The 25,735-nt window shown below is 69.9% G+C and carries 25 protein-coding genes and 5 pseudogenes; 16 read left to right on the forward strand and 14 right to left on the reverse strand.

Translation table 11 applies throughout. The annotated features are described in order from the left end of the window. A partial coding sequence (locus ACFYT4_RS34215; RefSeq protein WP_389278240.1) for an ISAzo13 family transposase occupies positions 1 to 1,198 on the reverse strand: 1,198 nt, incomplete at its 3' end. Positions 1,199 to 1,252: 54 nt separating this feature from the next. Next, positions 1,253 to 2,023, reverse strand: coding sequence for a methyltransferase domain-containing protein (locus tag ACFYT4_RS34220; RefSeq protein WP_389278178.1), 771 nt, complete (start codon positions 2,021 to 2,023; stop codon positions 1,253 to 1,255). Between the two features lie 28 nt (positions 2,024 to 2,051). Between ACFYT4_RS34220 and ACFYT4_RS34225 the strand changes: the two genes are divergently transcribed. After that, positions 2,052 to 2,486 carry a MerR family transcriptional regulator gene (locus tag ACFYT4_RS34225; protein WP_389278243.1) on the forward strand — a complete coding sequence of 145 codons (435 nt, stop codon included), beginning with the start codon at positions 2,052 to 2,054 and terminating at the stop codon, positions 2,484 to 2,486. A gap of 423 nt (positions 2,487 to 2,909) precedes the next feature. Here the strand turns inward: ACFYT4_RS34225 and ACFYT4_RS34230 are convergent, their stop codons facing one another. Further along, positions 2,910 to 3,611: a hypothetical protein gene (locus tag ACFYT4_RS34230; RefSeq protein ID WP_389278181.1), complete on the reverse strand. Its 702-nt coding sequence runs from the start codon at positions 3,609 to 3,611 to the stop codon at positions 2,910 to 2,912. Between the two features lie 17 nt (positions 3,612 to 3,628). Here ACFYT4_RS34230 and ACFYT4_RS34235 point away from each other — a divergent pair, with 17 nt between their 5' ends. Both ACFYT4_RS34235 and ACFYT4_RS34240 read left to right on the forward strand, forming a co-directional pair. Beyond that, complete coding sequence (locus ACFYT4_RS34235; RefSeq protein WP_389278246.1) at positions 3,629 to 3,973, forward strand: arylamine N-acetyltransferase; 345 nt, start codon at positions 3,629 to 3,631, stop codon at positions 3,971 to 3,973. Next, positions 3,913 to 4,176 (forward strand): annotated as a pseudogene (locus tag ACFYT4_RS34240) (arylamine N-acetyltransferase); the annotation flags it as partial. The gene ACFYT4_RS34235 and the pseudogene ACFYT4_RS34240, both read left to right, overlap by 61 nt. 261 nt (positions 4,177 to 4,437) lie before the next feature. On the opposite strand, the gene ACFYT4_RS34245 reads toward ACFYT4_RS34240, so the two are convergent. Then, positions 4,438 to 5,064 (reverse strand): isochorismatase family protein, encoded by a 627-nt coding sequence (locus tag ACFYT4_RS34245; RefSeq protein WP_389278184.1) that lies wholly within the window; start codon positions 5,062 to 5,064, stop codon positions 4,438 to 4,440. 197 nt (positions 5,065 to 5,261) lie between these two features. On the opposite strand from ACFYT4_RS34245, the gene ACFYT4_RS34250 reads away from it, so the two are divergent. Beyond that, a complete protein-coding gene (locus tag ACFYT4_RS34250) occupies positions 5,262 to 5,729 on the forward strand; it encodes a MarR family winged helix-turn-helix transcriptional regulator (RefSeq protein WP_389278187.1) in 468 nt (155 codons plus the stop codon). 107 nt (positions 5,730 to 5,836) lie between these two features. On the opposite strand, the gene ACFYT4_RS34255 is transcribed toward ACFYT4_RS34250, so the two are convergent. Next, positions 5,837 to 6,253, reverse strand: a complete 417-nt coding sequence (locus ACFYT4_RS34255) for a hypothetical protein (RefSeq protein ID WP_389278190.1) — start codon at positions 6,251 to 6,253, stop codon at positions 5,837 to 5,839. A gap of 32 nt (positions 6,254 to 6,285) precedes the next feature. Between ACFYT4_RS34255 and ACFYT4_RS34260 the strand changes: the two are divergent. The 5 genes and pseudogenes from ACFYT4_RS34260 to ACFYT4_RS34280 all read left to right on the forward strand — a co-directional run. Beyond that, positions 6,286 to 6,507: pseudogene (locus ACFYT4_RS34260) on the forward strand (hypothetical protein); the annotation flags it as partial. Positions 6,508 to 6,554: 47 nt separating this feature from the next. Beyond that, entirely contained in the window at positions 6,555 to 7,265 is a 711-nt protein-coding gene (locus tag ACFYT4_RS34265) for an RNA polymerase sigma factor (RefSeq protein WP_389278193.1), read from the forward strand. Continuing rightward, positions 7,262 to 8,362: a CU044_5270 family protein gene (locus ACFYT4_RS34270; protein ID WP_389278195.1), complete on the forward strand. Its 1,101-nt coding sequence runs from the start codon at positions 7,262 to 7,264 to the stop codon at positions 8,360 to 8,362. Before ACFYT4_RS34265 ends, ACFYT4_RS34270 begins: the two co-directional genes overlap by 4 nt. Before the next feature lie 225 nt (positions 8,363 to 8,587). Next, positions 8,588 to 8,758, forward strand: a complete 171-nt coding sequence (locus ACFYT4_RS34275) for a hypothetical protein (protein ID WP_389278198.1) — start codon at positions 8,588 to 8,590, stop codon at positions 8,756 to 8,758. Positions 8,759 to 8,917: 159 nt separating this feature from the next. Further along, complete coding sequence (locus ACFYT4_RS34280) at positions 8,918 to 9,364, forward strand: hypothetical protein (RefSeq protein ID WP_389278200.1); 447 nt, start codon at positions 8,918 to 8,920, stop codon at positions 9,362 to 9,364. On the opposite strand, the gene ACFYT4_RS34285 is transcribed toward ACFYT4_RS34280, so the two are convergent. Continuing rightward, on the reverse strand, positions 9,271 to 10,425 hold the full coding sequence (locus tag ACFYT4_RS34285) for a transketolase C-terminal domain-containing protein (protein ID WP_389278203.1): 1,155 nt from the start codon (positions 10,423 to 10,425) through the stop codon (positions 9,271 to 9,273). The two genes, ACFYT4_RS34280 and ACFYT4_RS34285, sit on opposite strands and share 94 nt — an antisense overlap. 344 nt (positions 10,426 to 10,769) lie before the next feature. Between ACFYT4_RS34285 and ACFYT4_RS34290 the strand changes: the two genes are divergently transcribed. Beyond that, positions 10,770 to 13,295, forward strand: a complete 2,526-nt coding sequence (locus ACFYT4_RS34290) for an FG-GAP-like repeat-containing protein (RefSeq protein ID WP_389278206.1) — start codon at positions 10,770 to 10,772, stop codon at positions 13,293 to 13,295. An 11-nt stretch (positions 13,296 to 13,306) separates the two neighbouring features. Here ACFYT4_RS34290 and ACFYT4_RS34295 read toward each other — a convergent pair. After that, a pseudogene (locus ACFYT4_RS34295) lies at positions 13,307 to 13,459 on the reverse strand (IS5/IS1182 family transposase); the annotation flags it as partial. Between the two features lie 298 nt (positions 13,460 to 13,757). After that, positions 13,758 to 13,989: pseudogene (locus tag ACFYT4_RS34300) on the reverse strand (alcohol dehydrogenase catalytic domain-containing protein); the annotation flags it as partial. A gap of 347 nt (positions 13,990 to 14,336) precedes the next feature. Between ACFYT4_RS34300 and ACFYT4_RS34305 the strand changes: the two are divergent. Further along, entirely contained in the window at positions 14,337 to 14,972 is a 636-nt protein-coding gene (locus ACFYT4_RS34305) for a class I SAM-dependent methyltransferase (protein WP_389278209.1), read from the forward strand. Here ACFYT4_RS34305 and ACFYT4_RS34310 read toward each other — a convergent pair. Then, entirely contained in the window at positions 14,930 to 15,814 is an 885-nt protein-coding gene (locus tag ACFYT4_RS34310; RefSeq protein ID WP_389278212.1) for an AraC family transcriptional regulator N-terminal domain-containing protein, read from the reverse strand. The genes ACFYT4_RS34305 and ACFYT4_RS34310 overlap by 43 nt on opposite strands. Positions 15,815 to 16,020: 206 nt before the next feature. On the opposite strand from ACFYT4_RS34310, the gene ACFYT4_RS34315 reads away from it, so the two are divergent. The 4 genes from ACFYT4_RS34315 (at position 16,021) to ACFYT4_RS34330 (ending at position 20,802) form a co-directional block, all read left to right on the forward strand. Next, entirely contained in the window at positions 16,021 to 16,563 is a 543-nt protein-coding gene (locus ACFYT4_RS34315) for a (2Fe-2S)-binding protein (protein WP_389278215.1), read from the forward strand. Further along, positions 16,560 to 17,549: an FAD binding domain-containing protein gene (locus ACFYT4_RS34320; RefSeq protein ID WP_389278218.1), complete on the forward strand. Its 990-nt coding sequence runs from the start codon at positions 16,560 to 16,562 to the stop codon at positions 17,547 to 17,549. Before ACFYT4_RS34315 ends, ACFYT4_RS34320 begins: the two co-directional genes overlap by 4 nt. A gap of 37 nt (positions 17,550 to 17,586) precedes the next feature. Further along, positions 17,587 to 19,740, forward strand: coding sequence for a xanthine dehydrogenase family protein molybdopterin-binding subunit (locus tag ACFYT4_RS34325; protein WP_389278221.1), 2,154 nt, complete (start codon positions 17,587 to 17,589; stop codon positions 19,738 to 19,740). A 78-nt stretch (positions 19,741 to 19,818) separates the two neighbouring features. Next, positions 19,819 to 20,802 (forward strand): XdhC family protein, encoded by a 984-nt coding sequence (locus ACFYT4_RS34330; protein ID WP_389278224.1) that lies wholly within the window; start codon positions 19,819 to 19,821, stop codon positions 20,800 to 20,802. Between the two features lie 92 nt (positions 20,803 to 20,894). Here the strand turns inward: ACFYT4_RS34330 and ACFYT4_RS34335 are convergent, their stop codons facing one another. Both ACFYT4_RS34335 and ACFYT4_RS34340 read right to left on the reverse strand, forming a co-directional pair. Beyond that, the gene (locus ACFYT4_RS34335; protein WP_389278228.1) at positions 20,895 to 21,107 is read right to left on the reverse strand and encodes an IS3 family transposase; all 213 of its coding nucleotides are present in this window, start codon (positions 21,105 to 21,107) and stop codon (positions 20,895 to 20,897) included. A gap of 52 nt (positions 21,108 to 21,159) precedes the next feature. Further along, positions 21,160 to 21,360: a transposase gene (locus ACFYT4_RS34340; protein ID WP_389278231.1), complete on the reverse strand. Its 201-nt coding sequence runs from the start codon at positions 21,358 to 21,360 to the stop codon at positions 21,160 to 21,162. 488 nt (positions 21,361 to 21,848) lie between these two features. Between ACFYT4_RS34340 and ACFYT4_RS34345 the strand changes: the two are divergent. Then, positions 21,849 to 21,968, forward strand: a pseudogene (locus ACFYT4_RS34345) (transposase); the annotation flags it as partial. A 216-nt stretch (positions 21,969 to 22,184) separates the two neighbouring features. Here ACFYT4_RS34345 and ACFYT4_RS34350 read toward each other — a convergent pair. The 3 genes from ACFYT4_RS34350 to ACFYT4_RS34360 form a co-directional block, all read right to left on the reverse strand. After that, entirely contained in the window at positions 22,185 to 23,741 is a 1,557-nt protein-coding gene (locus ACFYT4_RS34350; protein ID WP_389278234.1) for an oxidoreductase, read from the reverse strand. A 678-nt stretch (positions 23,742 to 24,419) separates the two neighbouring features. Beyond that, positions 24,420 to 24,905, reverse strand: a complete 486-nt coding sequence (locus ACFYT4_RS34355; protein WP_389278237.1) for an iron chaperone — start codon at positions 24,903 to 24,905, stop codon at positions 24,420 to 24,422. A 58-nt stretch (positions 24,906 to 24,963) separates the two neighbouring features. Further along, a complete protein-coding gene (locus ACFYT4_RS34360; RefSeq protein WP_389278249.1) occupies positions 24,964 to 25,635 on the reverse strand; it encodes a glyoxalase in 672 nt (223 codons plus the stop codon). Between the last annotated feature and the right edge of the window lie 100 nt (positions 25,636 to 25,735).

Genomic DNA, 25,735 nt, shown 5'->3' on the forward strand with positions numbered 1-25,735 from the left:
GGTGGAGGGTGTAGTTCCAGTCGCCGTGGAAGCGATGGCGGGTGATGGGCAGGGCGGCGAGCTCGTCGTCACTGATGCGGATGCCGGTGGGGTACCCACTGCTGTCGAGTTCGGCATGGACGGTGAGGCCGGTGCGGCTGGTGGTCGCGGCGATGGTCTGAAGTATGACTTCGTGGCTGGTCAGGGGCCTGCCTCGCCAGTTCATGGTGATGTGGGAGAACAGCCGGTGCTCGATCTTGTTCCACTTCGAGGTGCCGGGCGGAAGGTGGCACACCGTGATCTCCAGGCCGGTCTCGGCAGCGAGGCCGGCGAGTTGGGTCTTCCAGCCGCGGGTGCGGTAGCCGTTGGAGCCCCCGCCGTCGGCGGTGATCAGCAACCGGCGGGCGCGAGCGTAGTCGTGCTGGCCTCGGGCCTGCCACCAGCGGCGGATCGAGGCGACGGCGAACGCCGCGGTGTCGTGATCGGTGCCGATGTTCACCCAGCCGGTGTTCGCGGCCATGTCGTAGATTCCGTACGGAATCGCCTTCTCGGCCTGACTGGGGAAGTCGTGCGTCCTGACCCTCACAGGCTGCCCTGCGGGCTGCCATTCGTGCCCGGCGTTCTTGTAGTCGCCGATCAGTTCCTTCTTCTTGCTGTCCACGCTGATTACCGGGTCACCGGCGTCCCTGTGGGCTCGTGCCTGCTCGTTGAGGTAGCGGAACTGGGCGTCCCTGTCGGGGTGCTGAGCACCTTCGATGGTCTTTGCGTTGGCCTGCAGACTGAAGCCTTCCTCCCGCAGCAGGCCGGCGACCGTGTCGGCGGAGACCCGGTGGCCCTGCCGAGTCAGCGCCGCCGCCAGCTTCCGGGTCGACTTCGTCGTCCACCGCAGCGGCGATATCGGATCGCCCCGCTCGTCGGGCACGACCAGCGCAAGCAGCGCCGGCCGCAGCCCTGGATCAAGGTCCACCGCCCTCTTCCGGCCCCCACCAGGACGACGGACCCGCCCCACCAGAACCTGGCCAGACTCCAGGTCAGCCGCTCCGCGCGAGACCGTGCCCTCCCGAACCCCAGCCGCGGCAGCGACGATCCTGATCCCACCATGCCCCAGCGACAGCGCTTCCGCCCCTATGACCAGCCGGCGCTGACGCTCGTCCAGATGCGGCAACAACGCCTGAAACTTCGCCGCCAGGACGTCCTCGATCCCCTCCGGCCTCCCCATACCAGAACAACGATCCCCGTAGCTGGAAGCCACGACTTGATTCCCGGCAAGTCCTTAGGCGGAAGCGGAGGCCACGAAGAACGGAATGGCGATGAGGAAGCGGTCGGCCTCGGCGCGTCGGCGCTGCTCGGCGAGCCACTCGTCCGCCTGGTCACGGCCGACGGCGCCGCTGGCGCAGGCCGACTCGGCGAGCCTCGCGAGCAGCGACAGCATCGCGGGGTCGGTGAACACGCTGGTGTGCACCTCGACCGTGACATCGTCGAAGCCGCCGGCCAGGAGCAGGCTGCGGTACTGGCGGCCGGCGCGGGGCGTGCCCAGGAGGTCGGCGCGGGCGTGCACGATCGTGCGGGTGAGCGCCGTGTCATCCGAGTCGATCATGATGGCGTCCCAGTCCTGACCGACCAGGACGATCCTGCCGCCCGGGCAGAGCACCCGTCGTGCCTCCGCCACCGCGCGCCCTGGCTCCTGAAGTACGTGGAAGACCTTGTCGGCACGGTAGCCGCGCACGCTTCCGTCGGCGAACGGCAGATCCTCCGCCCCCGCCTCCCGGAACTCGGCCTCCGACCACCGCTCACGGGCCGCCGCCAGCATCCACTGGCTGGGATCCACGCCCACCGCGTGGACGCCGCGTTCGGCCAGCTCGGCGACGGCTCGCCCGGCGCCGCAGCCGACGTCCACGACGGTCGAGCCCGGGACGAGAGAAAGCAGTTCGTAGGAGCGGGCCCGCAGCCGAGTGGCGCTCGGCATCTGGTCCGCAGAGTCGAGGACGGCCAGCAGGGCTTCGGTGTCGCGGTGCTCTTCCACCGCTTCCTGATGCTTGGACATGGACGTCATGCTGCGACTTAATGTCGGCATGAAGTCAAGCGAAGACGGCGGCGCCGGTACCTTGAGTATCGGCGCCCTTGCGGCACGGTTCGGCCTGGCCACGCACGTGCTGCGACATTGGGAGGCGATGGGCCTGCTGCACCCCGGACGGGACGCCGGCGGGCGCCGCCGCTACGGTGCAGACGACCTCACCCGCGTGGCGACGATCCTCGTCTTGAAGAAGGCCGGCCTTGGCCTGAACACCATCAGGAGCCTGTCCGCAACCGTCGACCGCGCCACCCGGTACGAGATCCTGCGTCCCGCGGCCGAAGAGCTCCGGTCGAGAATCGCGGCAGCCCAGGCCTCATTGGAGCTCATCGAGGGGGGCCTGAACTGCGAGTATGAGGACGTCACCCGGTGCCCGAACTACCGGCGGCTCATCGCCGAGCGAGTCGGCCCCCGAAGCCGACCGGAGAGCCAGTGATCGACGCCGTGGCACCAACCTCATGAGACGGCACAGCCAAGTGGTCGTCAGCATCGTCCAACGAGGCCGGGCAGCCCGCCTGGGTCTGTCCGCACGCCGGCCGAAGGCTCGTCCGCGACAGGCCGCGTCGGCTGCTGTGCTGGGGTTGACACTGGCCTCAACGGGGGGAGCCGATGCGGTTGCCCGCGCCGACGATTCGTCATGACGCTGTCTGAATGCTGGGCAAACAGCGATCTTGCCAGGAAGCCGGTGAGAGTAGAGACGACCGGTCCTCGTGTTGACTTTCGTGATGGCCCCGCAGTCGGCGCACTCGTGCTTGACCGCGTCTGGGTTACGCATGCTGCCCCTCCCCGCTGCCGAGCCCGGGAGCGGGCCACGGCATCTTGGCAGTGCTGCCGTGCCCACGCCCGCTGGGCTAGAAGTTCATGGGACCGGGATGCCGCGGCGAAGATCGCGGAGCTGTCCGAGCGCGACTGCGATTTCGTCGCGGAGCCGTTCGTTCTCCTCGTGCAACTTGCGGTTGAGCGTCCCGTAGGCTCTCACCACTGTCTCGTGCGACTTGGTGGTGATTCGCTGCTGATCGGGCAGAGCGGGTCGCCCCGTGGCGGGCTGCTTGTCGGCGACGCCGCGCAGTCTGGCGAGCAGTGGCGCCTGGGCAGCGCCGTAGAGGAAGGTCCGGGAGACCCCGGCCCGGGCCGCGGCGCCGCCGACGGTCACCGCGCCGCCGTCGCGCTCCAGGGCGTCCAGGACGGTGGGGACACGTTCGGTGCAGGCAAGGCGTCGCCGTTGTGCGGCCTCGGCCAGGTGCGCCGAGTTGTCAGCCGCATCGGCGGTCCTCTCCCCTTCCTCGTGGCTTGCCCCGGCGTCGTTCGGTGCCGGGGACAGCTCGTCATGTTCCTGGTCGGTGATGCGCGTGATGACGTGCTCGACCGCGATCGCCAACCGCTCGTTGACCTCGGCGGCTCGTGACCGGCCGACTGCCGTGGCGTCGGCCTGCAGTTCACGCGTGCGGGCGAGGGTGTCGCGGTGAATCGGCAGGAACTCCGATCGCTCTGGAAGTCCTGGCAGAAGTAGCAGCCGTCGGCCGCGGTCCTCGGGCAGGGGCGCGAGATGTGCCGCCCCCACCAGCCGCCGGCCACCGCGTGAAGGCGGCGACCGGTCTTCTCGGCGAGCCACTCGACGCGGGCCATCGGTCTCACCGGGCGCCTGATCACGGGCAGGGGCGCCGTCGGCACGAACGACCCACCACCCGGCCCCGCACTCACTTCGCCCTCCGCGTCGAGGTGCCCGGCCATGCCACGCCCCATCTCGCCGACAGCGGCTTCGGCAGCGTGGGTGCTCTCATCGAGCCCATCCCGTTCACCCCCGACGTGGAGCACCTCACCGACCGTCACCGGCTGCTGCGCGCCCCCCCGGCGCAGGTGACCTGGCCACCTGGACAGTCCAGGCCCATGGTCCCGACGGCTGGACGTCCCCGTATGTACTGACCACCGAGCCCGTGGAGCGCCCGGACTGCGGCGTCGCCAACTGGTTCGTCGCCACCAGTCCCCGCTCTCCGTTCCGTCAGCGCCTTCATGTCACCCGGACCAGCCCCGGGCTGCACCGGTCACTGATGGGCACGGAGTTCACCAAGAGCCACGCCGACGGGACCGCGCGGACCCGGAATCCCAACGAGGACGACATCGCACGCGTGCTGGTGGAGGATGGCATCTCTGTGGCGCCGGACTCGCTGGCGGATTCGACCATCTCGGACAACAGCGTGACCAATGCCGGTCGTGACGGCGTCTTCATCGACGACGTCGGCGGAAACGGCGGCAACCAGGTCACCGGCAACGTTCTCCAGGGCAGTGCCAACTTCGACTGCGAAGACCTCACCACCGGGTCCGGCACCGCCGGGACGGCGTCCTCGGTGTCACCCCGGCCGTTTGGCCGGGGTGGTTCATCGTGGCCGTCAGGACTGGTGGGCGGCCGAGATCTGGCCGACCAGGACGGCGAACGGCATGTCGAGGGCCGCGTAGACGGCGCCGGACTCGGGGGCGGCGTTGTCCGCGAGGGCTTCGACGATGAGCGTGGCGTAGTCGCTGACGATGACGCCCGCCTGCTGCATACGCGCCAGCCCTGCCTCCCGCTTGGTCCGGCTGAAGGTGCCGGAGGCGTCCACGGCCACGTAGGCGTCGTAGCCCGCGGCGGTCGCGGCGTAGGCGGGCAGGGCCGCGCACACTTCGAGGGACACCCCGGCGAAGATCAGCTTCTGGCGGCCTGTGGTCTCGATGGCTTCGCGGACCCGGTCGTCGTGCCAGGCGTTGACCGTGCTGCGGTCGATGATCTCCTGTCCGGCGGGGAGCGCCTCGACCAGTTCGGGGGCGGTGGGTCCCCACATGCTGTCGGCGGCGGTGGTGGTCACCACCAGCGGGATGTCCAGCGCGGTCGCCGCCCGCGCCAGCGCCGCCACATTGTGCTTCAGCTCGGCCACCGGAATGTCCCGGACGCCGGAGAGCAGGCCGACCTGGTGATCGACCAGAACCACGGCGGCGTCGTCGCGGGTGACCGGCTCCAGGTACTTGCTGCGCTCGCTCATGTGCTTCTCCTCAGACGAATTTAGTCACTGATTTTGATAGTCAATTTTAGTGACGACTTTGAATCTAGGTGACCACCACCCGTATGGCAAGCGGAAGTTGGGGCGGTGCAGAGTGAGGGCCGGCCAGGCGGCTAAACTCGCCGGTCAGACCGCCAGGGGTGGAACGGCGGGGGCGTGACGGACGACGGAAGGAAGGTGTGGGGGCATTGACCGGCGACCGGCAGACGGAACCGGACCTGGGGGTGCTCGCCGCCCGGGTCCTGTTCTCCGTCCAGCGCGAGCTGTTCGCCACACTCGCCGAGCAGGGCTTCGACGACATCCTGCCGCGCTCGGGGGCTGTCCTGGCCCATCTGCGCCCCGAGGGCATCCGCGCCAGCGAACTGGCCCGTCTGTCCGGCCAGCACAAGCAGGTCGTCGGCTCACTCATCGACGACCTGGAACGCCTCGGCTACGTCGAACGCGTCCCCGACCCCGCCGACCGCCGCGCCAAGCTGGTCTGCCCCACCGACCGCGGTCTGCTCCAGATGGAGACGGCCGCCGCCATCATGCGGGCGATCGAGGAACGGCACACGAAGTCCCTGGGTGAGGAGTCGTACGCGGCCTTCAAGAAGGCGCTCAGGCAGGTGGCACAGAACCAGAGTGCGGCGGCCCAGAGGCCGAGCTGAGCCCACTGATGGAGCCGCGGACGAGTGTTCCGCCGCAGCGAGGACAGAGCGTTCGCATCGAGGTTTGGCCGGCGGGCTGTTGTTCGGTCGAGGGGTGAGCGGATTGGTCAGAGGCGGCTGCCGTTGCCCAGGTGATGCCCAAGCGTCGCCGCTGTGCGTACAGCCGACTTGTGGCGGTTGGCCGGCGGTGCGGCGGTCAGGGCTCGATGGCCTGCCAGCGGCCGTCGTGGAAGACCATACCGCTCTCCTTGTTGAATGTGGTGGCGAGACAGACGCCGGCGTGGCGGTAGCCGGGCAGTCCGGGGGCACGTCGGCTGGAGGCGGTCGACGTCGTCGGTGTGGGACACGGCCACCGCTGCGATCGGATCGTCGGGGCCGGTCACCTCGGCGGCCGGACGGACCGCCGTACGGGAGGTGAGCTGTTTGACCGTGTCGGGCAGGGTGATCGTGTCGGGCAGGGTGACCGGGGCGCGCTGGATGAAGAACACCGCCTGGACGTCCAGGCCGACCCGGCAGCGGTCCACAGCGGGTGGCGACCTCGGCACCGCCGCTCCGGCTCTTCGATGAACTCGGCGACCGCCGGGGCGAGGCGCAGACCGTTTCACCGCTCGTCGCGTTCGCCGAGATCAGGGGCGCCTACGACGAGGCGGCCCGCCTCCAGCACGAAGGGCTGTGCATCGCCCGGGAGCTGGGGCTGGACGCGGAGGTGTCCGCGCGGCCGTCCGGGCTCGGCCGGCTTGCCCTGCCCGCCCACGACGGGGAACGGAGCCGCTGCCTGGTCCAGGTCACGGGAAGTCGATGCGGGGTGCCGGACAGCTGTCTGAGGTGAGTACTCAACTGCGTACCCGGATCAGAGCCGGGGATTCGAGCGCGTACGCCGAGCTGTTCGACAGCTATGCGCGCGCGGTCTACAACCATGCGTTCCGGCTGACCGCCGACTGGGCGACCGCCGAGGACGTCATGGCCACGACCTTCATGGAGGCGTGGCGGTTGCGGGAGCGGCTGGATCCCGAGGGAGGTTCGTTGCGGCCCTGGCTGCTGGGGATCGCCACCAACACCGCGCGCAATCAGTTCCGGTCCAACCGCCGCTACCGGGCCGCCGCCAAGGCCGCCGCGGCGGCCGAGCTGTCGATGCCCGATCACGCCGACGAGGTGGCCGAGCGGGTGGACGACCGGCGTCGGCTCGCCACCCTGCTCACGTCGCTCGCCGCGCTGCGCCGGACCGAGCGGGAGGTCATCGCGCTGTGTCTGGGTGAGGGGCTGGACTATGCCGCCGCGGCCGAGGCGCTCGGGATTCCCGTCGGCACGGTCGCCTCCCGGCTGTCCCGGGCCCGCAAGAAGCTGCGCGCGCTCGCCGAGGCCGAACTCTCCCGCCCGCCGGAGGCCACGGCCCTGCCCGCGACCGAGTTGTCCCGGGCCGCCGCCGAGGCCGCCCGGAAGATCGTGCACGGGAAACGGGAAGCCGTCCGCCCCCTGCGACAGATAAGAGGCGATCACGACCACGCGATCCGGCCCGCACAGGAAGGAAACCGATGAACGCGAATCCGTCCCGGCGGCATCCGGCCGAGAGCGACGAGAGCGCCCTGCTCATGTCCCGGACAGCGCGCGACCTGCCGCCGGGCCGTCACCAGTTCCACAAGGAGCGTCTGATGGCCCAGATCCACGACGACACGCGGCAGAGCGAAGCCCGTACGGCGGCCCCCGCCCCCGGCAAGCGGACCCGGCGGCTGCGGCTGCCCCGCCCCGCGGTCACCCTGCCCGCGACGGCCGCGGCCGTGGCGGGCGTGATCGTGGCCGCCACGGTGCTCAGCAACGGCGGCGAAGGCGGTCTCGGCACCGGACCCGCCCTGACCACCGACCTCGGCACCGCCAGCACCGACGGCGTGCCCCAACTGCTCGACCGGATCTCGCTCGCCGCCGCCTCCGAGACGACCCGACCGACCGTCAAGCCCGGCCAGTTCGTCTACATCGAGTCCAGGACGGCCGACACCTTCGTCGAGATCGAGGGCGACGACAGCAGCCTCGCCAGCCATCCCCTGCACACCCGGCAGGTCTGGCTGTCCTCGGACGGCACCGAGGGCTGGCTCATCGACCCAACGGTCAACGACGGCCCCGAGGGCGAGACCCTCAGCCTCCCCGACGAACAGGGCAACACCCGGAAGGCCGACCTCAACGGTCCCTCGTACGACTACCTGACCAAGCTCACCACCGACCCCGACAAACTGCTCGCGAAGATCTACAAGGAGACCGAGGGCCAGGGCAACTCCCCCGACCAGCAGGCGTTCAGCACCATCGGGGACCTGCTCGGCGAGAGCTACCCGCCCGCCGAGCTGTACTCGGCACTGTTCAAGACCGCCGCGAAAATCCCCGGCGTCGTCGTCGTGAACGACGCGGTGGACGCGGCCGGACGGCACGGCATCGCCGTCGCACGGCTGGACGAGACCAGCGGTGCGCGCGAGGAGTGGATCTTCGACAGGAAGACCCATGTCTTCCTCGGCGAGCGCAGCGTCCAGGTGGAGGAGAGGAAGGAAGAGGACGTCGTCATCGAGCCCGGCACCGTCATGCACACCAGCGCCATCATCACGCGGGACGTCGTCGACGGCATGAAGCAGACCCGCTCCTCCTCGTCCTGAGCCCTCCGGCCGCCCTTCCGGATCCGTTCTGAGAGTGCCTGTCCCGCTCCTCATTCACTCTCAAGGAAGAGCCTTGCCCATGAAGGGGCTGAAGGCCGTCGTGGGCCACCGGGGCGCCGTCACGGGAACCAAGGCCGCTGTCCGGGACTCGGGCACCCCGCGCCGAAGTCTCAAGGCGAGCAACGCGGACGCGGTGCAGACGCCGGCCGCGAAGACGCCGGAGCTGTGGCGGCGCTCACGGACGGATCCGAGGCGGCCTCCGGGATCGCACATGTCTGGCTGGACGGGGGCCGCGAGGCCACCCTCGGCATGTCCGTTCCGCAGATCGGCACCCCGGCGGCCTGGACGGCCGACGACGGGCGCGGGATTCGGCACGGGGCGGGAGAACAGCTGTGAACGGGTGACGACTCACGGCACGTGCAGTGCCCGGCCGACGCTGACTTCTGGGCCCGCCTGCGCTGGACGGTGAGCGCCCACCGCGCCACGTACCCGGAGGAGACCTACGCCGGGAACGTCTCTCGGTGGCACCGCCTCTCCCGCGACACCATCGAGGTGGTGCGCTTCCAGCTGACACGTCGCGCGCAGTTGGCGGTCTGGCCCGACCTGCTCACCGATGTTGCCGCGGCCGTGGCCTCGCTGCCCGACCCGTGCCTGGTAAGAATCATCCGGGAGGACGAGCACGGGCGGATCACCAGCACGGTCGTGGACGAGACCCCGTTCGAGGCAGCGGCCTTCCGGATCACCGGCGCGTGGCCTGCCGGCGTCGTGTCCCTGGATACCGACGAGCGGCACCCGCTGTTTACCGCTGTACTGCCCGACAACGACGGTGTTCTTCGGGCACGTCGGCAGACCGAACCGACACCCAGCGACCGGGGCTGGGCTTTCCTCAAGACCCTGCGGCGCGGCCGTTACCGGCGATGGACGTTCCCCGGCGACGGAAGGCGCATCAGGTCCCGGGCCGCCTCGGCAACGGCCTCCGGGGTGATGCCGAAGTGTTCGTAGAGTTCGGCGGCTGACGCCGAGTCGCCGAACTCCTCAACGCTGATCGCGCGGCCGTCGAGGCCGAGCAGGTCGTACCAGCCCTGGCCGACGCCCGCTTCCACCGTGATCCGTCGACGCACCGTCGGCGGTATGACGCTGTCCCGGTAGGACGGATCCTGTTCGTCGAACCATTCACGGCAGGGCATGGAGACGACACGCGCCCGGAGTCCCTCCCCGGCAAGAGCGCGTGCCGCGGCAACCGCGATCTGCACTTCGGACCCGGTGGCGATGATGACGACGTCCGGATCCGCGGCGTTGTCCTGAGCGGGGGTTTCATAGCGGATGTACCCCCCCCCGCGGACGGCGTCGGCGGCCGAGCGGAATCCGTCGCTGCGGTCGGGGAACACCAGTAGGTCCTGCCTGCTGAGGCTGAAGCCGGTGGGCTTTCCCGGGGCGCTGAGCACCTTCCACAGCGTGATCGCGGTTTCGCCGGCGTCGGCGGGTCGCACGATGTCGAGGCCGGGGATGGCGCGCAGAGAGGCGAGATGCTCGATCGGCTGGTGTGTGGGACCGTCCTCGCCCAGGCCGATGGAATCGTGGGTCCAGACGTAGAGGGCGGGCAGCTTCATCAGCGCCGCGAGCCGTACGGCCGGACGCATGTAGTCGCTGAACACCAGGAAGGTGCCGCCGTAGGGGCGACTCAGTCCGGAGAGCGCGATGCCGTTCATGGCCGCGGCCATGAAGTGCTCGCGAACGCCCCAGTGGACCGTCTGACCGTAAGGGTTCGCGCCGGGGAGCGGACTGGAACGCGGGAGGAACGACGAGGTGTCGTCGATGGTGGTGTTGTTGGACTCGCCGAGGTCGGCGGATCCGCCCCACAGTTCGGGCAGTTCCGCCGCCGCGGCTTTCAGCGCCAGGCCGAATGCCCTGCGGGTGGCCATCGGCGTGCCGACCGGGAACACGGGGCGGGCGTTCTCGAACGTGGCGGGCGTCCGCTTGCCTCTGAGCCGCCGCAGCAGGTCGTACTCGCCGGGGTTGCCGCTCGCCCAGGAGGCGAACAGCGCCAGCCGCTGTGCGTACACGTCCCGGGCACGGGCGATGCCATCGCCTCCAGCGGCTGGTCCAGCGTTTACGGCCGGTGCCGGCCGGGTCGAGGGACATGACCGCGAGGTGGACGCACTTGAGGGCGGCGTTCTCGGAGGGGAATCCGGGCTGTGCCCGACCACCTCTGGCATCCCGCCCTCAGCTGCCCCCGGTTACCGCTGGGAGGCAGCCCCACCCTCAACTCCGCACAACCTTTCGGCGACCTCGGTAGTCTCATGCCTGTTACCGGGGGGCGGGGGCAGGCCCGGCAGGGCGGCCGCCGTGTGCTACCCCCGGCTGTGCAGGGGGCAACGAGCCCCCGAAGAGAATGAGGAGACTATTCGTGGGCAGAACTGCCCTCCCGCGCGGCCGCGCAGCCGCGGCCGCGCTCGTCACCACCTCGCTCGTCCTCAGCGCCACCGCCGTCCTCCCGACGGGCACCGCGTTCGCCGCCACACCGGCGCCGTGGTCCACCGTGGTGACCCTCGCGAAGGCCACGACCGTCCTGCGGGAGCTCGTCGTCACCACCGACGGCACCGCCGTCGCCCTGTGGGACCAGTACGACGCCGGCGCCAATCGCTACCGCCTGTACGCGGCCACGCGGCCCGCCGGCAATGACACCTGGAACAGCCCCGCGGAGCTGGGCACCTCGCCGCACGACAAGCGCGAGGCGAAGCTGCTGGCCCGCGCGGACGGTTCGGTCGTCGCGCTGTGGACCGAGCGGCCGAGCTCCAGCACCGGCGAGACACGGGTCCTCAGCGCCTCCTTGCCCGCCAGGTCGAGCACGGGGTGGTCCGCTCCCACCGCGCTCCTCGACCTGAGCGCGAAGGTCGCGATCCGCTCCCTCGACCTTGCCGAGGGCCCCGGTGGCCGCGTCGCCGCGGCCTGGGTATCCACCCCGCTGAACACCGGTACGGGGGCGGTGTACGGGGAGGTGTACATCGCCACCCGCGAGGCGGACGGCACCTGGAGGCACTCCCTTCCGGCCAGCAACGTGGGCGCGTACGACGGCTTCGTACTCGCCGGACCGCAGGTCGCCCTCGACGCCGGAGGCAACGCGGTCGTCGCGTACACGATGAGCTCCGACGGGAGCCTCAGCGTGATGACCAACTCCCGGGACAAGGAGACCGGCGTCTGGGGTACTCCGACCGCCGCCGCCACGCCCGCCTGGGGCATGAGCGCCCCCGCTCTGGCCACGGACGCCTCCGGCTGGGTGCACATAGTGTGGAAGGATCCGAACGGCAGCCTTCAGGTCAGCCACCGCGTCACGGCGAACGATGAGTGGTCCGCCCCGGTGACCGCCGTGTCCGGGCTCAGGACCGGTGGCATCGGCGTCTCCACGAAGACCCCGGAGCCGCTGCACGGACCCGACGGGGACATCACCCTGGTCTGGTACGACGAGTCGGTCGGCAGCCGCACTACCGGCATCCGCACGGTGAGCTTCGACTCCCCCTCCGGCACCTGGGGGGCGCCGAAGACGCTCTCCACCGCGTACCCCGAGACCCCGTACGACGTCTCGATCGCGCGGGACGGCTCGGTCCACGCCGCGTGGCTGGAGCGCAACCCCGCCTCGTCCACGACCTCCGTAATGCAGTCCTCGCGGATCGGGGACGCGTGGACCAACGCCCGTGCGGTGCCGGGCTACGGATCCGAGCGCGCCGAGATCGCGTCCGCGGGCGGCGAGCGGGTCACCGCCGTCTGGGACTCGGCGCGGAACGGCACGGACCGGACCCTCAACGCCGTCCGGGCCGCCTGGCCCAAGCCAGCCGTGACCTCCTCCTCGGTCCCCGGCGCGGCGAACCTCAAGGGCTCCTCCAGCAGCAGCACCGTGTGGGCGCCGCGGTGGACGAGCAACTCCGCAGTCGCCAACTGGACCCTGACCCTGGCCGATCCGGCGGGCCGGACCCTGCGCACCCTCACGGGCACCCCGGGCTCCACCTCGATCACCGCGATCTGGAACGGCCGTACCAGTTCCGGCGCCCTGGCCCCCAACGGCCGTCTCACCTGGACCCTGAAGGCCGTCCAGGCCGGATCCGGCACCGGCTCGACGCTTGCCACCGGCTCCCTGTCCGTGGCCGGCGGAGCCACGGTCCACCGCGACTTCGGCAGCCCGGGTGGCACCCCGGACGGCCTGGGCGACCTGCTCACCCTGAGCTCCGCGGGCAAACTCCAGTACCTCTACGGATCGTTGCCCGCGGGCGACCTGAGTACGGGCAAATCCGGTTCGGGCTGGTCCTCCTCCGTCATCGCCGTCCCGTTCGGGGACCTGACCGGGGACCGCTGCAACGACCTGCTGGTCCGCACCGGCGACAGCCTGCGGCTGTACAAGCCGGGCTGCGGGGCTGCGCCGTCCGCCTCAACCCCCTACACCACGCTCGGTACCGGGTGGGGACAGTACGACATCCTGACCCCGGTCGGCGACGTCACCAAGGACAGCCGGCCGGACATGATCGTCCGCGCCCCCTCCACCGGCGCCGTGTACCTGTACAAGGGCACCAGCGACGGCAAGCTGGCCTCGCGGGTGAAGCTGTACGCGGACTGGCGCGGCTACAAGAAGATCGTCGGCACCGGAGACCTCAACGGCGACGGCGTGGGCGACCTGCTCGCGCAGGACAAGTCCAACGAACTGTGGCGCTACGACGGCACCGGATCCGGCACCTTCAAGGCGCGGGTCAAGCTCGCCGACGACTGGGGCTCCTCGTACAACGTGATCGTGGGCACCGGAGACCTGAACAGCGACGGCAAGGCCGACCTGCTCGCCCGTGACACGGCCGGTAACCTCTACCGGTCCTACGGAACCGGCAAGGGCACCTTCAGCGCCCGCAAGAAGGTGAACGCCGGTTTCAACAGCTACAAGGCCCTGTTCTAGGTTCTGTCGTGTCACGCCCACATCAGGAGTGAGGCGAGCGTGACTGCTGCCCGGTAGGACTCGGCGGACTTGTCGTACCGGGTGGCGATGCCCCGCCACTGCTTCCAGCGGTTGAAGCACCTTTCCACGACGTTGCGGTGCTTGCAGACCTCGCTGCCGAAGGCAGAGGACCCAGAACGGACAAGGCAACAAGAGAGTCCGACGCTCAATTACAGGCACAGGCACAGGCAGAGAATGGTCAATGCCCCTGTGGGGCTTTGCCGGGAAGGGGTCAGTGGAGGAGGACGGCCTTGACGGCTGTTCCCGAGCCCACATCGGTGACGGCTCTGCCGATGTCGCCCAGTGCATAGGTGCGGATCATCGACTCCAGGGGGGAAGCGGCCCTTGCCGTGGAGGTCGAGGATGCGGGGCACGAGGGCCGCCGGGGCCTGGTGGCCGCCGACGGAGCCCTCCCCCGAAGCCGGTGACGGCGGTACCGACCGCCTCGACGACACCGGCTCCTTCGTGACCGGCGACGACCGGGAAGAGGGGTGGGCATCCGTCCCGCCGCCACCTCCAGGTCCGTACGACACAGCCCGGCGGCGGTGAAGCGCACCAGCACCTCGTCCGGGCGAGGGTCGTCAATGGTCAGCTCTTCCAGGTCGAAGGGGTCGTCGCTGTCCGCCCGGCACACGGCCGCTCTCGTACTGTTCATCGCAGGTCCTTCGCGGGATGTGTCGGATCCGGATCACTGGGACAGCTCAGGCGTCTCTGTGTGTCCGATGGTCTGCCCCGCCCAGACGACGAGAAGCCGCCGACGGGCGACGGAGACGACCATCCGGCACGCCGTCTCAGCGCCGGAACTGCTCGCGGGCCGTGCGCGCCCCGGCAGGAGCCCTTCCCTGAGCCGGTTGGACTGCGGTGGAGGATCGTGCAAGGGGCAGCGAGGATCATTCTACGATTTCCGCAGTTCACAGGGGTTCAATGGGATCACCGGTTCTCCCGTGGAGCAGGAAAGCGCCTGTCCGCCCGCGGATCCCACCACGCCGCAAGGATCACAGCATGAGGGAAACAGCGCTCTTCGCCCGCGAGTTCCTGCGCAACCCGCTCCGGACGGCCTCCCTGATCCCGAGTTCGGCGCGCCTGGTCGAGCGGCTCGTCGCCGCCGTGCCCGAGCGGGGCGAGCCCGTGGTGGTGGAGCTCGGTCCGGGCACCGGGCCTGTCACCGAGGCGATACAGCGCAAACTGGCAGGCCGTGGCCGTCACATCGCTGTCGAACTGAACGAGCGGCTCGCCATGCATCTGGTTCAGCGTTTCCCCCGTGTCGAGACAGTCACCGGCTCCGCCTGGGGACTGCCTGGCATCCTGGCTTACCGGGACCTGCACACGGCGGACGTCGTGGTGAGCAGCCTCCCCTGGTCGGCCTTCACCGGTCCGCACGGCCGCAGCCTCGTGCCGAAGATCGCCTCGGTTCTGTCGGAGAGCGGTGTGTACACGCAATTCGCCTACGCCTGGTCCCACTGGGCCCCTCCGAGCCGTCACCGGCTCGCGCAACTGCGACAGGCATTCGAAGAAGTGGTCGCCAGCAGGACGGTGTACGGCAACCTGCCTCCCGCCCTGGTGTATTCCGCCCGCAGGAGCCGTGTGCCGGCCGGTCAGTTCCCTGCGCCGGCAGCCGCGAATCTCATCGCGTCCTGACTGGGTGGCGCGCCGAAGAGGCGCCGGTACTCCCGGCTGAACTGGGACGGGCTGTCGTATCCCACGCGGTATCCGATATGCGCGATGTCTTTTGGATGTGCCGCAAGAAGAAGCCGGGCCTCATGGAGTCTGATCTGCTTCTGGAACTGAATGGGACTCATTCCGGTGACGGCCTGGAAATTCCGGTAGAAGGCGGAAGTACTCATCCCGATCAGCGCTGCCACGTCGTCCACCCGGAACGGCTGTCTGTAGTTTTCCCTGATCCAGTGCACGGCTCTGGCGATATGCGAGAGCTTGCTGTCGGCGAGACCGATCTGGCGAACCGTCGCCCCCTGCTCGCTCGTGATCAGGCGCCACAGGATCTCACGCTTGACGAGGGGGGCGAGCATGTCCCTGTCCCGCGGCTGGTCGAGCAGGCGCACCAGGCGCACGGCGGCGTCGAGGAGCTCGTCGGATGCGGTGCTGACGGCGATGGCCGGGGGTGCGGTGCCGTTCGGCGGAAAACTGCCGGCCGCGGCCCGCAGCATCATCTCGGCGACGTCCGGCGGCCGCAGGAGCAGGCCGAGCCCCAGCGCCGGCCGCTGCGCTGTGGCTCCGACGAAGTGACCGGAGACGGGCAGGTCCACGGAGGCGACCAGGTACTGCCCGGGGCCGTACTCGTGCACGTACCCGCCCAGGGCGAGACGTTTGGCGCCCTGGGCGATCAGCGCCATGACCGTTCCGCTCATGGACGCGTGGGGTGCCTGCGACTCCTCGCGGCCGATCAGCACGTCCTCGATGGCGGTCGTCGCGTCGGCTCGGGCGTGACGCGCCAACAGGGTCCGGAGTTCGTCCAGCAGCATGAGCCGATTGATACATCGAAGGCGGGGGGAAGGTCCAGCATTCCTTTCCGGCCGAGGGAGACGGCTGGGAGGATCGGGCAAGGCTTCGCCACTATCGGGCAAAGCGATTCCGCAGGTGGACTGGTTGAATCTCATCAGTCACCGAAGTTCTGCAGCTTGAGGCTTTGCAGTTCGTCGGCTTGTTGAGTCGAGGAAGGAGGGGCGGCATGGCAGACGGAACCCGCAGCGAGATTCTCCTTCACGTGAACGGTCTGACGCATCGCCTGAATGTCGACAACCGCAGGACACTGCTCGACGCGCTCCGTGAGGACACCGGTCGCACAGGACCGAAAAAGGGCTGCGACCGCGGGCAGTGCGGCGCCTGCACGGTGCTGCTGGACGGCCGGCGCGTGGTGTCCTGCCTGACGCTGGCGGTCGCCGCCGACGGCTCGGACGTCACGACGGTCGAGGGCCTGGCCTCCGACGGTGAACTGCACCCGCTGCAACAGGCGTTCGTCCAGCTCGACGGTTTCCAGTGCGGGTACTGCACGCCCGGGCAGCTCTGCTCCGCAGCCGGGATGCTGGCCGAGCACGCCGCGGGCTGGCCCAGCGCGGTCACCGCCGACGTGTCCCCCGGGGAACCGGCACCAGACCTGGACGCCGCGGAGGTGCGCGAGCGCCTGAGCGGCAACCTGTGCCGCTGCGGCGCGTACCCGTCGATCGTCCGCGCCGTGCTGGAGACCGCGTCCCGCGCGGAGGTGACGGGATGAGGGAGTTCACCTACCAGCGGCCCGCACGGGTACGTGACGCCCTCGCCCTGGTCGCCGCCGACGACGGCGCCCGGTTTCTGGGCGGCGGAACCAACCTCGTCGACCTGATGAAGGACGGCATCGAGACACCCACGCGGCTCGTGGACGTGCGCCGCCTGCCGCTGGACGGCATCCGGGAGGCGTCCGACGGAGGCGTCGCCGTCGGTGCGACGACGACCAACAGCGACCTGGCGGCCCACCCCGAAGTTCGCCGCCGGTACCCGGCACTCAGCCAGGCCGTGCTGGCGGGCGCGTCGGGGCAGCTGCGCAACATGGCGACGGTCGGCGGAAACCTGATGCAGCGCACCCGGTGCGGGTACTTCGTGGACCTCTCCCAGCCGTGCAACAAGCGCAGCCCCGGCAGCGGCTGCTCCGCGATCGCCGGGGAGCACCACAACCACGCGATCCTCGACTGGTCCGAGCACTGTGCGGCCACCCACCCCTCGGACATGACCGTGGCCCTGGCCGCGTTCGACGCCGTCGTGCACTACGAGACTCCGGACGGGACCCATGCCATCCCGCTGTCCGATTTCTACCTGCCGGTCGGCGGGACTCCTCAGCGGGAAACGGCGCTGCCCCACGGCGCCCTGATCACCGCCGTTACCCTGCCGGCCACCGCGGCGAGCCCGCGATCGCGGTACCGCAAGGTCCGCGAACGTGCCTCCTACGCCTTCGCCAACGTGTCCGTCGCAGCCGCGCTGGACGTTCACGAGGGCGTCGTACAAGGTGCCAGGATCGCGCTCGGTGGCGTGGCCTCCCGGCCCTGGCGCGCCCATGCCGCCGAGACCGCCCTGAGGGACGCCCCCGCCACCCCCGACCGCTTCCGAGCCGCCGCCGACGCGGAACTGGCCGCCGCGCGGCCGCTGCGTGACAACGCGTACAAGGTCACGCTGGCCCGCAACCTCATCGTGGCCGTCCTGAGCGAGCTCGCCCACCGGGCCGAGTGACGCACCGGTCCAGTCACGTCCTGAAGGAGATCACCACATGGACGCCTCCTCGACCGTTCCCTCCCCGGCACCTCCCGCGCCGGCGGCCGGCACGAACGAGCCACCGCTGGGAGCCATCGGCGCATCGAGGCCCCGGGTGGAGGGAACCGGCAAGGTCACCGGCGCGGTGCGCTACGCCGCGGACGAGCCGATGAGCGACCTGGCGCACGGCTGGGTCGTCTCCTCCACGGTGACCCGCGGACGCATCCGCGGCCTCAACACCTCGGCCGTGCTGACCATGCCCGGCGTACTGGGCGTGATCGACCACCACAACGCGCCCCGGCTCAACCTGGAAGCGGGATCGTTCTTCGGCCCCGACGGGGGCATGCACCTGCTGCAGAACGAGGAAATCCCGCACTCCGGCCGGCCGATCGCACTGGTGGTCGCGGAGACGGCGGAGCAGGCCCGGTCGGCGGCCATGGCACTGCGGGTGACGTACGACGAGGAACCGCACGACGTCGACTTCTCGCCCGAACACCCCTCCGCCCGCCCGGCGACCTCGTTCTTCGGCGAGGACGCCACCGTCGGCGACGTGGACGGGGAGCTGGCCGCGAGCACGGTGGTCGTCGACGAGCGCTACGCCACCCCCGAGGAGCACGGCGCCGCCATGGAGCCGCACTCCGCGACCGCCTGGTGGGAAGGCGAACGCCTCCAGGTCGTCGACTCCAACCAGGCACCCTTCCTGGTCGCCATGACGGTGGCCACACTGTTCCGCCTGGACCCGAAGCAGGTGCGCGTGCAGTCCCAGCACGTCGGCGGCGGCTTCGGATCCAAGTCGGGCACGTGCGGTCCCCAGGTGGTCCTGGCGGTGATGGCCACGAAGATGTTCGGCCTTCCGGTACGCGTCACCCTGACCCGCACTCAGGTGTTCCAGACCATCTCGATGCGCCCGGCGACCGACCAGCGCGTACGGATCGGAGCGGACCCCGACGGCCGGCTGCGGGCCATCGACCACGCCGCGGCCTTCGAGATCTCCAGACTCGCGGACTACCTCGAGAACTGCACCGAACTGACCAACACGCTCTACGCGGCACGGGCGATCCGCACCCGGCGCACCGCCGTTCCGGTCGACATCCTGCCGCCCTACTCGGTGCGCGGGCCCGGCGCGACACCGGGCTCGTTCGCGCTCGAATCCGCCCTGGACGAGGTCGCGGAGCGCCTGGGCATGGACCCCCTCGAACTCCGGCTGCGCAACGAACCCGCCGTCGGCCCCGTGTCCGGCCTGCCGTTCAGCCGCCGCAGCCTTGTCGCGTGCCTCACGGAGGGCGCTCGCCGGTTCAGCTGGGCCACACGTGACCACCGGCCGCGGACACGGCGGGAAGGGCCTCTCCTCGTCGGCACCGGGATGGCGGCCACGTCCTTCTCCGCAGGGGCGATGCCCTCGACGGCGTCGATCACCGCCGAGGCGGACGGGACCTTCACCGTGGCCATCGGCGCCAGCGACATCGGCACCGGCGCGCGCACCGCGCTGACCGCGGTGTCAGCGCAGGCGCTGCGGGTGGTTCCCGAACGGATACGGCTGCTGATCGCGGACAGCGACCTCGGTCCCGCGTGGGGCGCCGGCGGATCGCGGGGGACGACGTCCTGGTCCTGGGCGATCACCGAGAGCGCGGCGAAGCTGCGCTCCCAGCTGGGCGGCGCCACGCTGCCGCTGACCGTCTCGTACGACACCACCGAGGCGCTCGGTGAGCTGCCCCCCATGGAACGGCATTCCTACAGTGCCGTGTTCTGCGAGGTGACCGTCGATCCGGCGACCGGCGAGGTGCGGGTGCGGCGGCTCATGGGGATGTTCGCCGTGGGCCGCGTGATCAACCCACTGCTCGCTCGCAGTCAGCTCGTCGGGGGCATGATCATGGGGTTGTCGATGGCCCTGCACGAAGAAGGCGTGCGCGATCCCGCCACGGGCCGCCACATCAACACAGACCTCGCCGGCTACCACATCGCCGCACACGCCGATGTACCCGACATCGAAGCCGACTTCGTACCCGACTACGAACCCGGCGACCCGTCAGGCATCAAAGGCGTCGGAGAAATCGGCACCGTCGGCACCGCCGCCGCGATCGCGAACGCCGTCTGGCACGCCACCGGCCGCCGTCTGCGAACCCTGCCCATCCGCCTCGACCGCGTACTCGAAGAGGGGCCCGGATCGTGAGCCGCCCGCGACAGCCCGAACCCGGAGCGCGGCCGTCGTGGCCCGGGCCCGGGCCCGGCACCTGATCAGGAGGCGCACGTGCTGCGCGAAGTCTGGCCCTTCGTCGACGCCCGCCATCAGGCGGGCCGGCCCGTCGTGCTGGCGCGCCTGACGAGCCGGGACGGTCCCGGGTCACGACCGCTGGGTGCCACCATGGCCGTCGCGGACGACGGCACGTGGCGCGGCTCGCTGTCGGGCGGCTGTGTCGAGGGCATCGTCCTGGACAGGGCCCGCGCCGTCCTGGGAGGGGCCGCGCCCCGGGTGACCGCCGTGAAGCCGGGTGAGGACCTGCTGCCCTGGGAGGACGCCCCGGCCTGCGCCGGCGAACTGCGCGTCCTCATCACACCCGCACCGCCCGAGCCGGTCCACTCCGCCATCACCACGGCCCTGGCAAAGGACCGCCCGCTCGCCGTGCGGGTCGGGCTGAGGCCACCCCACCACTGGTCTGCGGCAGCCACGGTCGGCGAACTGGCAGACATGGGGCCCGCGTTCACCGAGGAATTGACGGGTCGGCCGCGGCTGCTGCTGGTCGGCGCGACAGATCTCGCCGCAGTACTGGCCACCCTGGCCGGGACCTTGCACCGCAAGGTCGTCGTCCTCGACCCGCGGCCCGGGCATGTCGCCTCCGGGGCCTTCACCGGCACCGCCGACGCCGTCCGTGCCTGGCCCGACGACTGGATCGCCCGGCACCCGCTCGCCGCACGCGACGCGGTCGTCGCACTCAGCCACGACCCGCGCATCGACGACCGCGCCCTGCGCGCCGCTCTGGCAGGCCCTGCCGGGTACGTCGCCGCGCTCGGCAGCCGGGCCACCCACGCGCAACGCCTGCGGCGCCTGACCGACGCCCCCGGACTGGAGCGCCTGGCCGGCCCGGCGGGCCTCGACCTCGGCGGAGCGTCCCTCGCCGAGAGCGCCCTGTCGATCCTCGGCGAGCTTGTCGCGGTGGACAACGGACGCGGCGGGCGCCGCCTGCGCGACGGCAACCTGCCCATCCGGGCCGCGAGGGCCACAGCGCACGCATAGGGCCCGCGGCAGAAGTCGATCTCGTTCGTTGGTGATCACGTCTCGTGGGGAGTGAGCTGTTCCAAGTTTCGTAGCGGCCGGTTTGTGTGGTTTCAGGCGGCGGTCGTGCTCGCCTGGGTTCGGTAGCGCTGGGTCTCGAATTCCTCGGGCGGGAGGTGGTCGAGGGCGGAGAGCAGGCGTTCGGTGTTGTACCAGCCGACCCACTGAACGACGGCGCGCTCTACCTGGTCAGCGTCCCGCCAGGGTCCTTTGGTGCTCGACCGGCTCAGCCTTGAAGGAGCCGTTGAGGGCCTCAGCCATGGCATTGTCGTAGCTGTCCGCGACGGAGCCGACGGACGCGGTCGCGCCGGCCACCGGTTACCGCTCGGTCCGCTCGGCACTGGTCAGCAGATCGGGCCGACCGCTCTGGTCGGCCTCGGCCTGGCGGACCCAGTTCCGCAGGGCTTCCTTGTGGATACCAAGGTCTCGCGCTACACGAGCGACCGGACGTCCCAAGGTCCGGACCTCGCGGACCGCTCGCTCACGCAGTTCATCGGGGTACTTCCGTGGTACTGGCATCGGACCTGTGTTCCCCCGTCCGCCAAGACGATCACGCCTGGCTTCAGGGCCGCTACGAAATCCGGTTCAGCTCACAAGCACCGGGTGGAGAAGGCTCTGGAGGACGCGCAGATCAAGCTGTCCACTGTCGTCTCCGATCTCTTCGGCATGTCGGGCCGGGCCATGCTCGACGCCTTGGTCGCCAGCGAGCGCAACCCCCCAGTCGCTGGCGGATCTCGCCAGGGGAAGCCTGGTCAAGAAGAAGCCGGCGCTCACCGGCCGGTTCGGGGACCACCACGGCTGGCTGCTGCGGGTGCTGCTGGGCACCGTCGACCACCTCACCACGCAGATCCGCGAGCTCGACCGGCTGGTCAGCCAGACCCTGGAGGAGATCACCGGCCCGCCCGGCGATCCTGCCACCGGCACCGGAAGGACCGCACCTGGCCTGATCGAACACCTGGATGCGATTTCGGGGGTCGGCCCGGTGACCGCGCATCATCCTCGCCGAGATCGGCGCGGACATGAGCCGTTTCTCCACCCCCGAGCACTTGGTCTCCTGGGCGAAGCTCTGCCCTCGGACCATCCTGTCCGGATCGAAGAACACCGCCGGTCCGGCTGGACGGGGCAATCCCTGGCTCAAGGGCTCCTCGGCGAAGCCGCGAACGGCGGGACAACACTGCGGACCCGGAGGCGGAAGCGGTTCCAGGAGCCGCCGCGGCACCGACCACGCCGGCCACAAGGAACAGGACAGCCTGATCCACTGCTACATCATCCGGCGAACCACCCTGCCGACGACCGGCGGTTACGCGCCGTCGTCGGCAGGGCGAACGTTGCCCGATGCGACACTAGCTCTTTTGCAGAGTACGGGTCATGCCCGCGATGACTGCTGTAGTCAGCACCCAGCCGGAGGCGATCAGCAGGTAGGCAAGCCACTGGAGGCTGTCGTCAGTCCAGTACCAGGCCAGACGCTGCCCCAGGCCACCAATGGGGATCAAGAGGTCGAGTGTGTAGACGAAGGGCTGGAATGGGGTGCCTTCGTCTGGCTTCACCGGGGACGGGGAGTGGGCGCCGAAAGTCAGGGTGCCCAGCAGGGTTAGCACGAGGAGCCAGAGGCCAGCCAGCCATGGACGATAGCCATAGCCAACGGTCACGTCGAGCAGGCGCCCCCACGCGCGTGTGGCTGGGGGCAGCGTGCGGCGCCGATGGCGCTGCTTGGCCAGGAGCACGCGACGGGCGTCGTCGTCGTGGCCGACCTTCCGGTACCAGCTTGCCAACTGCTCGTACGGCTGCGGGCTGTAGCCGGGGTTGCGTCGTATCCATTTCAGGCGGTGGGCTACGGACTCTCGCCGCCCCACCGGCTCCCGTCGCTCGTCGGCCTCGGCCACCGTGATGGAGCCGTAGACGAATCCGTCCAGCTTCACCACATCCGGCCAACTGTGCCGGTTGTCGTGGAGGTATGACACCTGCGCTCCCCGCAGGTCCACAGTGCCGGACGGTGGCCGGGCGAGGGCGAAGTCGAAGTCGACGGCCTGCATCAGCGTGCCGAGCAATGCGGTGCCGTCGCCCTCAGGAGCCGCGTTCAGGACGGCCCCCTCGAAGGTCAGGTTGTCCGAGATCCGGGCGCCCCGCAGACGTACGGTCCCGTTCGCAGTAAATCCTCCGGAGAAGTTGAGCGTCGAGGCCACGGAGTTGTCCAGGGCTAGAGCCACTCCGCGCGGACCGGGGCTTTCCAGGCGCGCGCCCTTCATGAACAGCCCGCCCGGCAGCTGTGCTCCCATCATCCGGATTCCGCCCTGGGCGACGAATCCGTCCCTGAAGAAAACGCCCCCTTCCGGGACCAGGCCGCCGGCGGACACGGCCCACCCCCCAGGTGCGGTGATTCTCGCCCCGCTGAGGAGCACCTCGCCGGTCACGTGGGCGTGGATGAGTATCAAGGCGGCGACACGGCCGTGGAAGGGTGAAACAGGACCGCCATCCACGATGGACCGGCGCAGGTCAAGGCGTCCCTCGATGCGGGATGACCCGGCGTTGACGCCCGGCACTCGGCTGCCCAGCATCGTGATCGTCTGGGTTGATGCTCCGAAAAGGTCCACACTGTCCTCGAACCAGCAGTCCTCAAGCGAGAGGGGATGGCTGATCTGTGCTCCAGCGAGGTTGAGGGGTCCGGAAATGCGCGCGCCCGCCAGGCGCAGACACGAGACGGCGCCTGCTTCCGCAGTGTTTGCGCCGAGGAGCAGCGCCGCGATCACGGCTGCCCGAACCGTGCGTTCGGGTCCCCACTGCCCGCCTCGGGACACCTCGTCATCCTGGGCCGTACCCGTGCGCAGGTCCACACGGTGTCCCTCTGGGAACGCATTCCACAGCTCACGCTCGGGCTGTGTTAACTCATCATAGGAAAGCATCCTTTCAGGGTAGTGTCGTATTCTCTGCCATCGGGCTAGCCTGACGGGTTCGCTCCTGCGCAGCACCGTCATCACGCGTGATAAGAGATCCAGCTCGGCAGGAGACTTGACGCGTGCTGTGTAGGCAGCGGCGACGGTGTGGTACGGCTCCTGGACCACGGCAGGGTAGGCGGGTTCAGGCGCACCGCGAATCCAGACAACCGACAGTCCCCCGAGCCGCCCTCGCCCCCGGAGAATCACAAAGGCTGTTCCGTCACGTGTTCCTCCACACGACGACACCGGGTCTGGAGCACCTGTTGATCCGGTCGAGCGGCGATTCCAGCCACAGCCACCGCACGCAGATCCCATCGAGCGAGATCTGCGCTGCCCGGCAGTCTCCGGACGACACGAGGTCCTCGGCGGTATCCGACAGCCCCGGAGAGCGCTGAGGGCCTTCTCCGGACATATGCACGACCGATTCGGCTTCGGCCCCGACGGCACTGAACATGCTGCTCAATCAGCAGCGCCGGACCATCGGCCTCGCCTTCCCGGAAGTCCCGGCTCCGTCCGGCATCCACCTTCGATGGCAACGATCAAGATGCGGTGGCGCAGGGCAGCCCGACCACACTTCCGGCCGTCCCGGGCGGGTCCACGTGAACAAAAAATCGGACATGTGAACCCCATGTCACCCGGGCAGCCTCAGTCCACCGCCTTCTTGACTATCTCGCTGATGCGCTCTTCGTCGGCTGCGGTCAGCTCCTTCAAGCCGTAGGCGGTCGGCCACACGGCGCCGTCGTCGAGTGCCGCCTGGTCGCTGAAGCCGAGCGTGGCATACCTCGTCTTGAACTTCCCCGCGCTCTGGAAGTGGCAGAGGACCTTGCCGTCTCTGGCGTAGGCGGGCATTCCGTACCAGAGTTTCGGTGTGAGGTCCGGAGCGGCGGTCGTGATGATGTCGTGGATCCGCTCGGCGAGGACCCGGTCCGCTTCCGGCATCTCGGCGATCTTCGCGAGCACGTCCCGCTCCGCCGCCGCCGCTTTCTCCGCACGGGACGAACCGCGCCGCGCCGCCGCTTTCTTCTGCTCCTGCGCGTGCTCCTTCATCGCGGCCCGCTCCTCGGCGGTGAATCCTTTGTACTGCTCGGCGGTCGTGCCCGAGTTCTCGGCGGACGACTTCTTGGACTGCATGGCGGTTTCCTCTCGTGCAGGGATGAGACGGGGCGGGGCGGGAGTGCCGGACCGTGAGTCAGGACAGTGCAGGCGCGGGCGTGAGCGGTGTGGCGGCCTCCCAGGCGAATCCGTCCGGGTCGGTGAAGGGGCCGGCGGTGCTACCGAGGACGATGCGGTGCGATCCGGTGCCGTCGGCGGGGACGCCGAGGTCCTTGGCCAGGCCGCGGCGCTTGTACAGCGCCAGCTTGAGGGGGCTGGACTCGCCGGAGGTGAACTCGGCGTACTTGCCGCCGAAGCTCCTGGCCACGGTCAGACCCCGGCCGACGTAGAACTGTTTGCTGGCCTTCACGTCCTCGACGCCGAGCAGGAGGACGATCTCGTCGATCTCGCGGGTGGCCGGGCCGGTGTCCTTCTTCGCCGAGGTCGCGACCTTCCAGATCGCCCCGTCGGGGGCCTGGACAACGCCGCCGTAGCCCCACAGCGACTTCGCGGCGGGCTTCAGTACCGTGGCGCCGGCGTCCGTGGCGGCGTCGACGAAGCCGTCGACGGTGGCCGGCTGGGACACCGTGAGAGCCAGGGTGAAGCCGCGGAATCCGGTGGAGTGTGCCTCGGACGCCCGCAGGCGTATGCCCGTGTCCACCCCGAAGGCGGCGTAGAAGCAGCGGGCGGCCTCGGGGTCGGCCACCTCAAGGGTGACGGACGCGATGGACGTGTTGGACGCGGTGGAAGTGGTGATTGCCATGGTCATCACGCTAGGGAGCGTATTGCGTCGTGATCATCAAGTGGTCCGGGTGAGATCTCTGAGCCAGATCATCGAGGCGCGTAGGTGGAGGCCGGCGAGGTAGCTG

The organism is Streptomyces sp. NPDC004609, assembly GCF_042873655.1.
Lineage (GTDB): Bacteria > Actinomycetota > Actinomycetes > Streptomycetales > Streptomycetaceae > Streptomyces.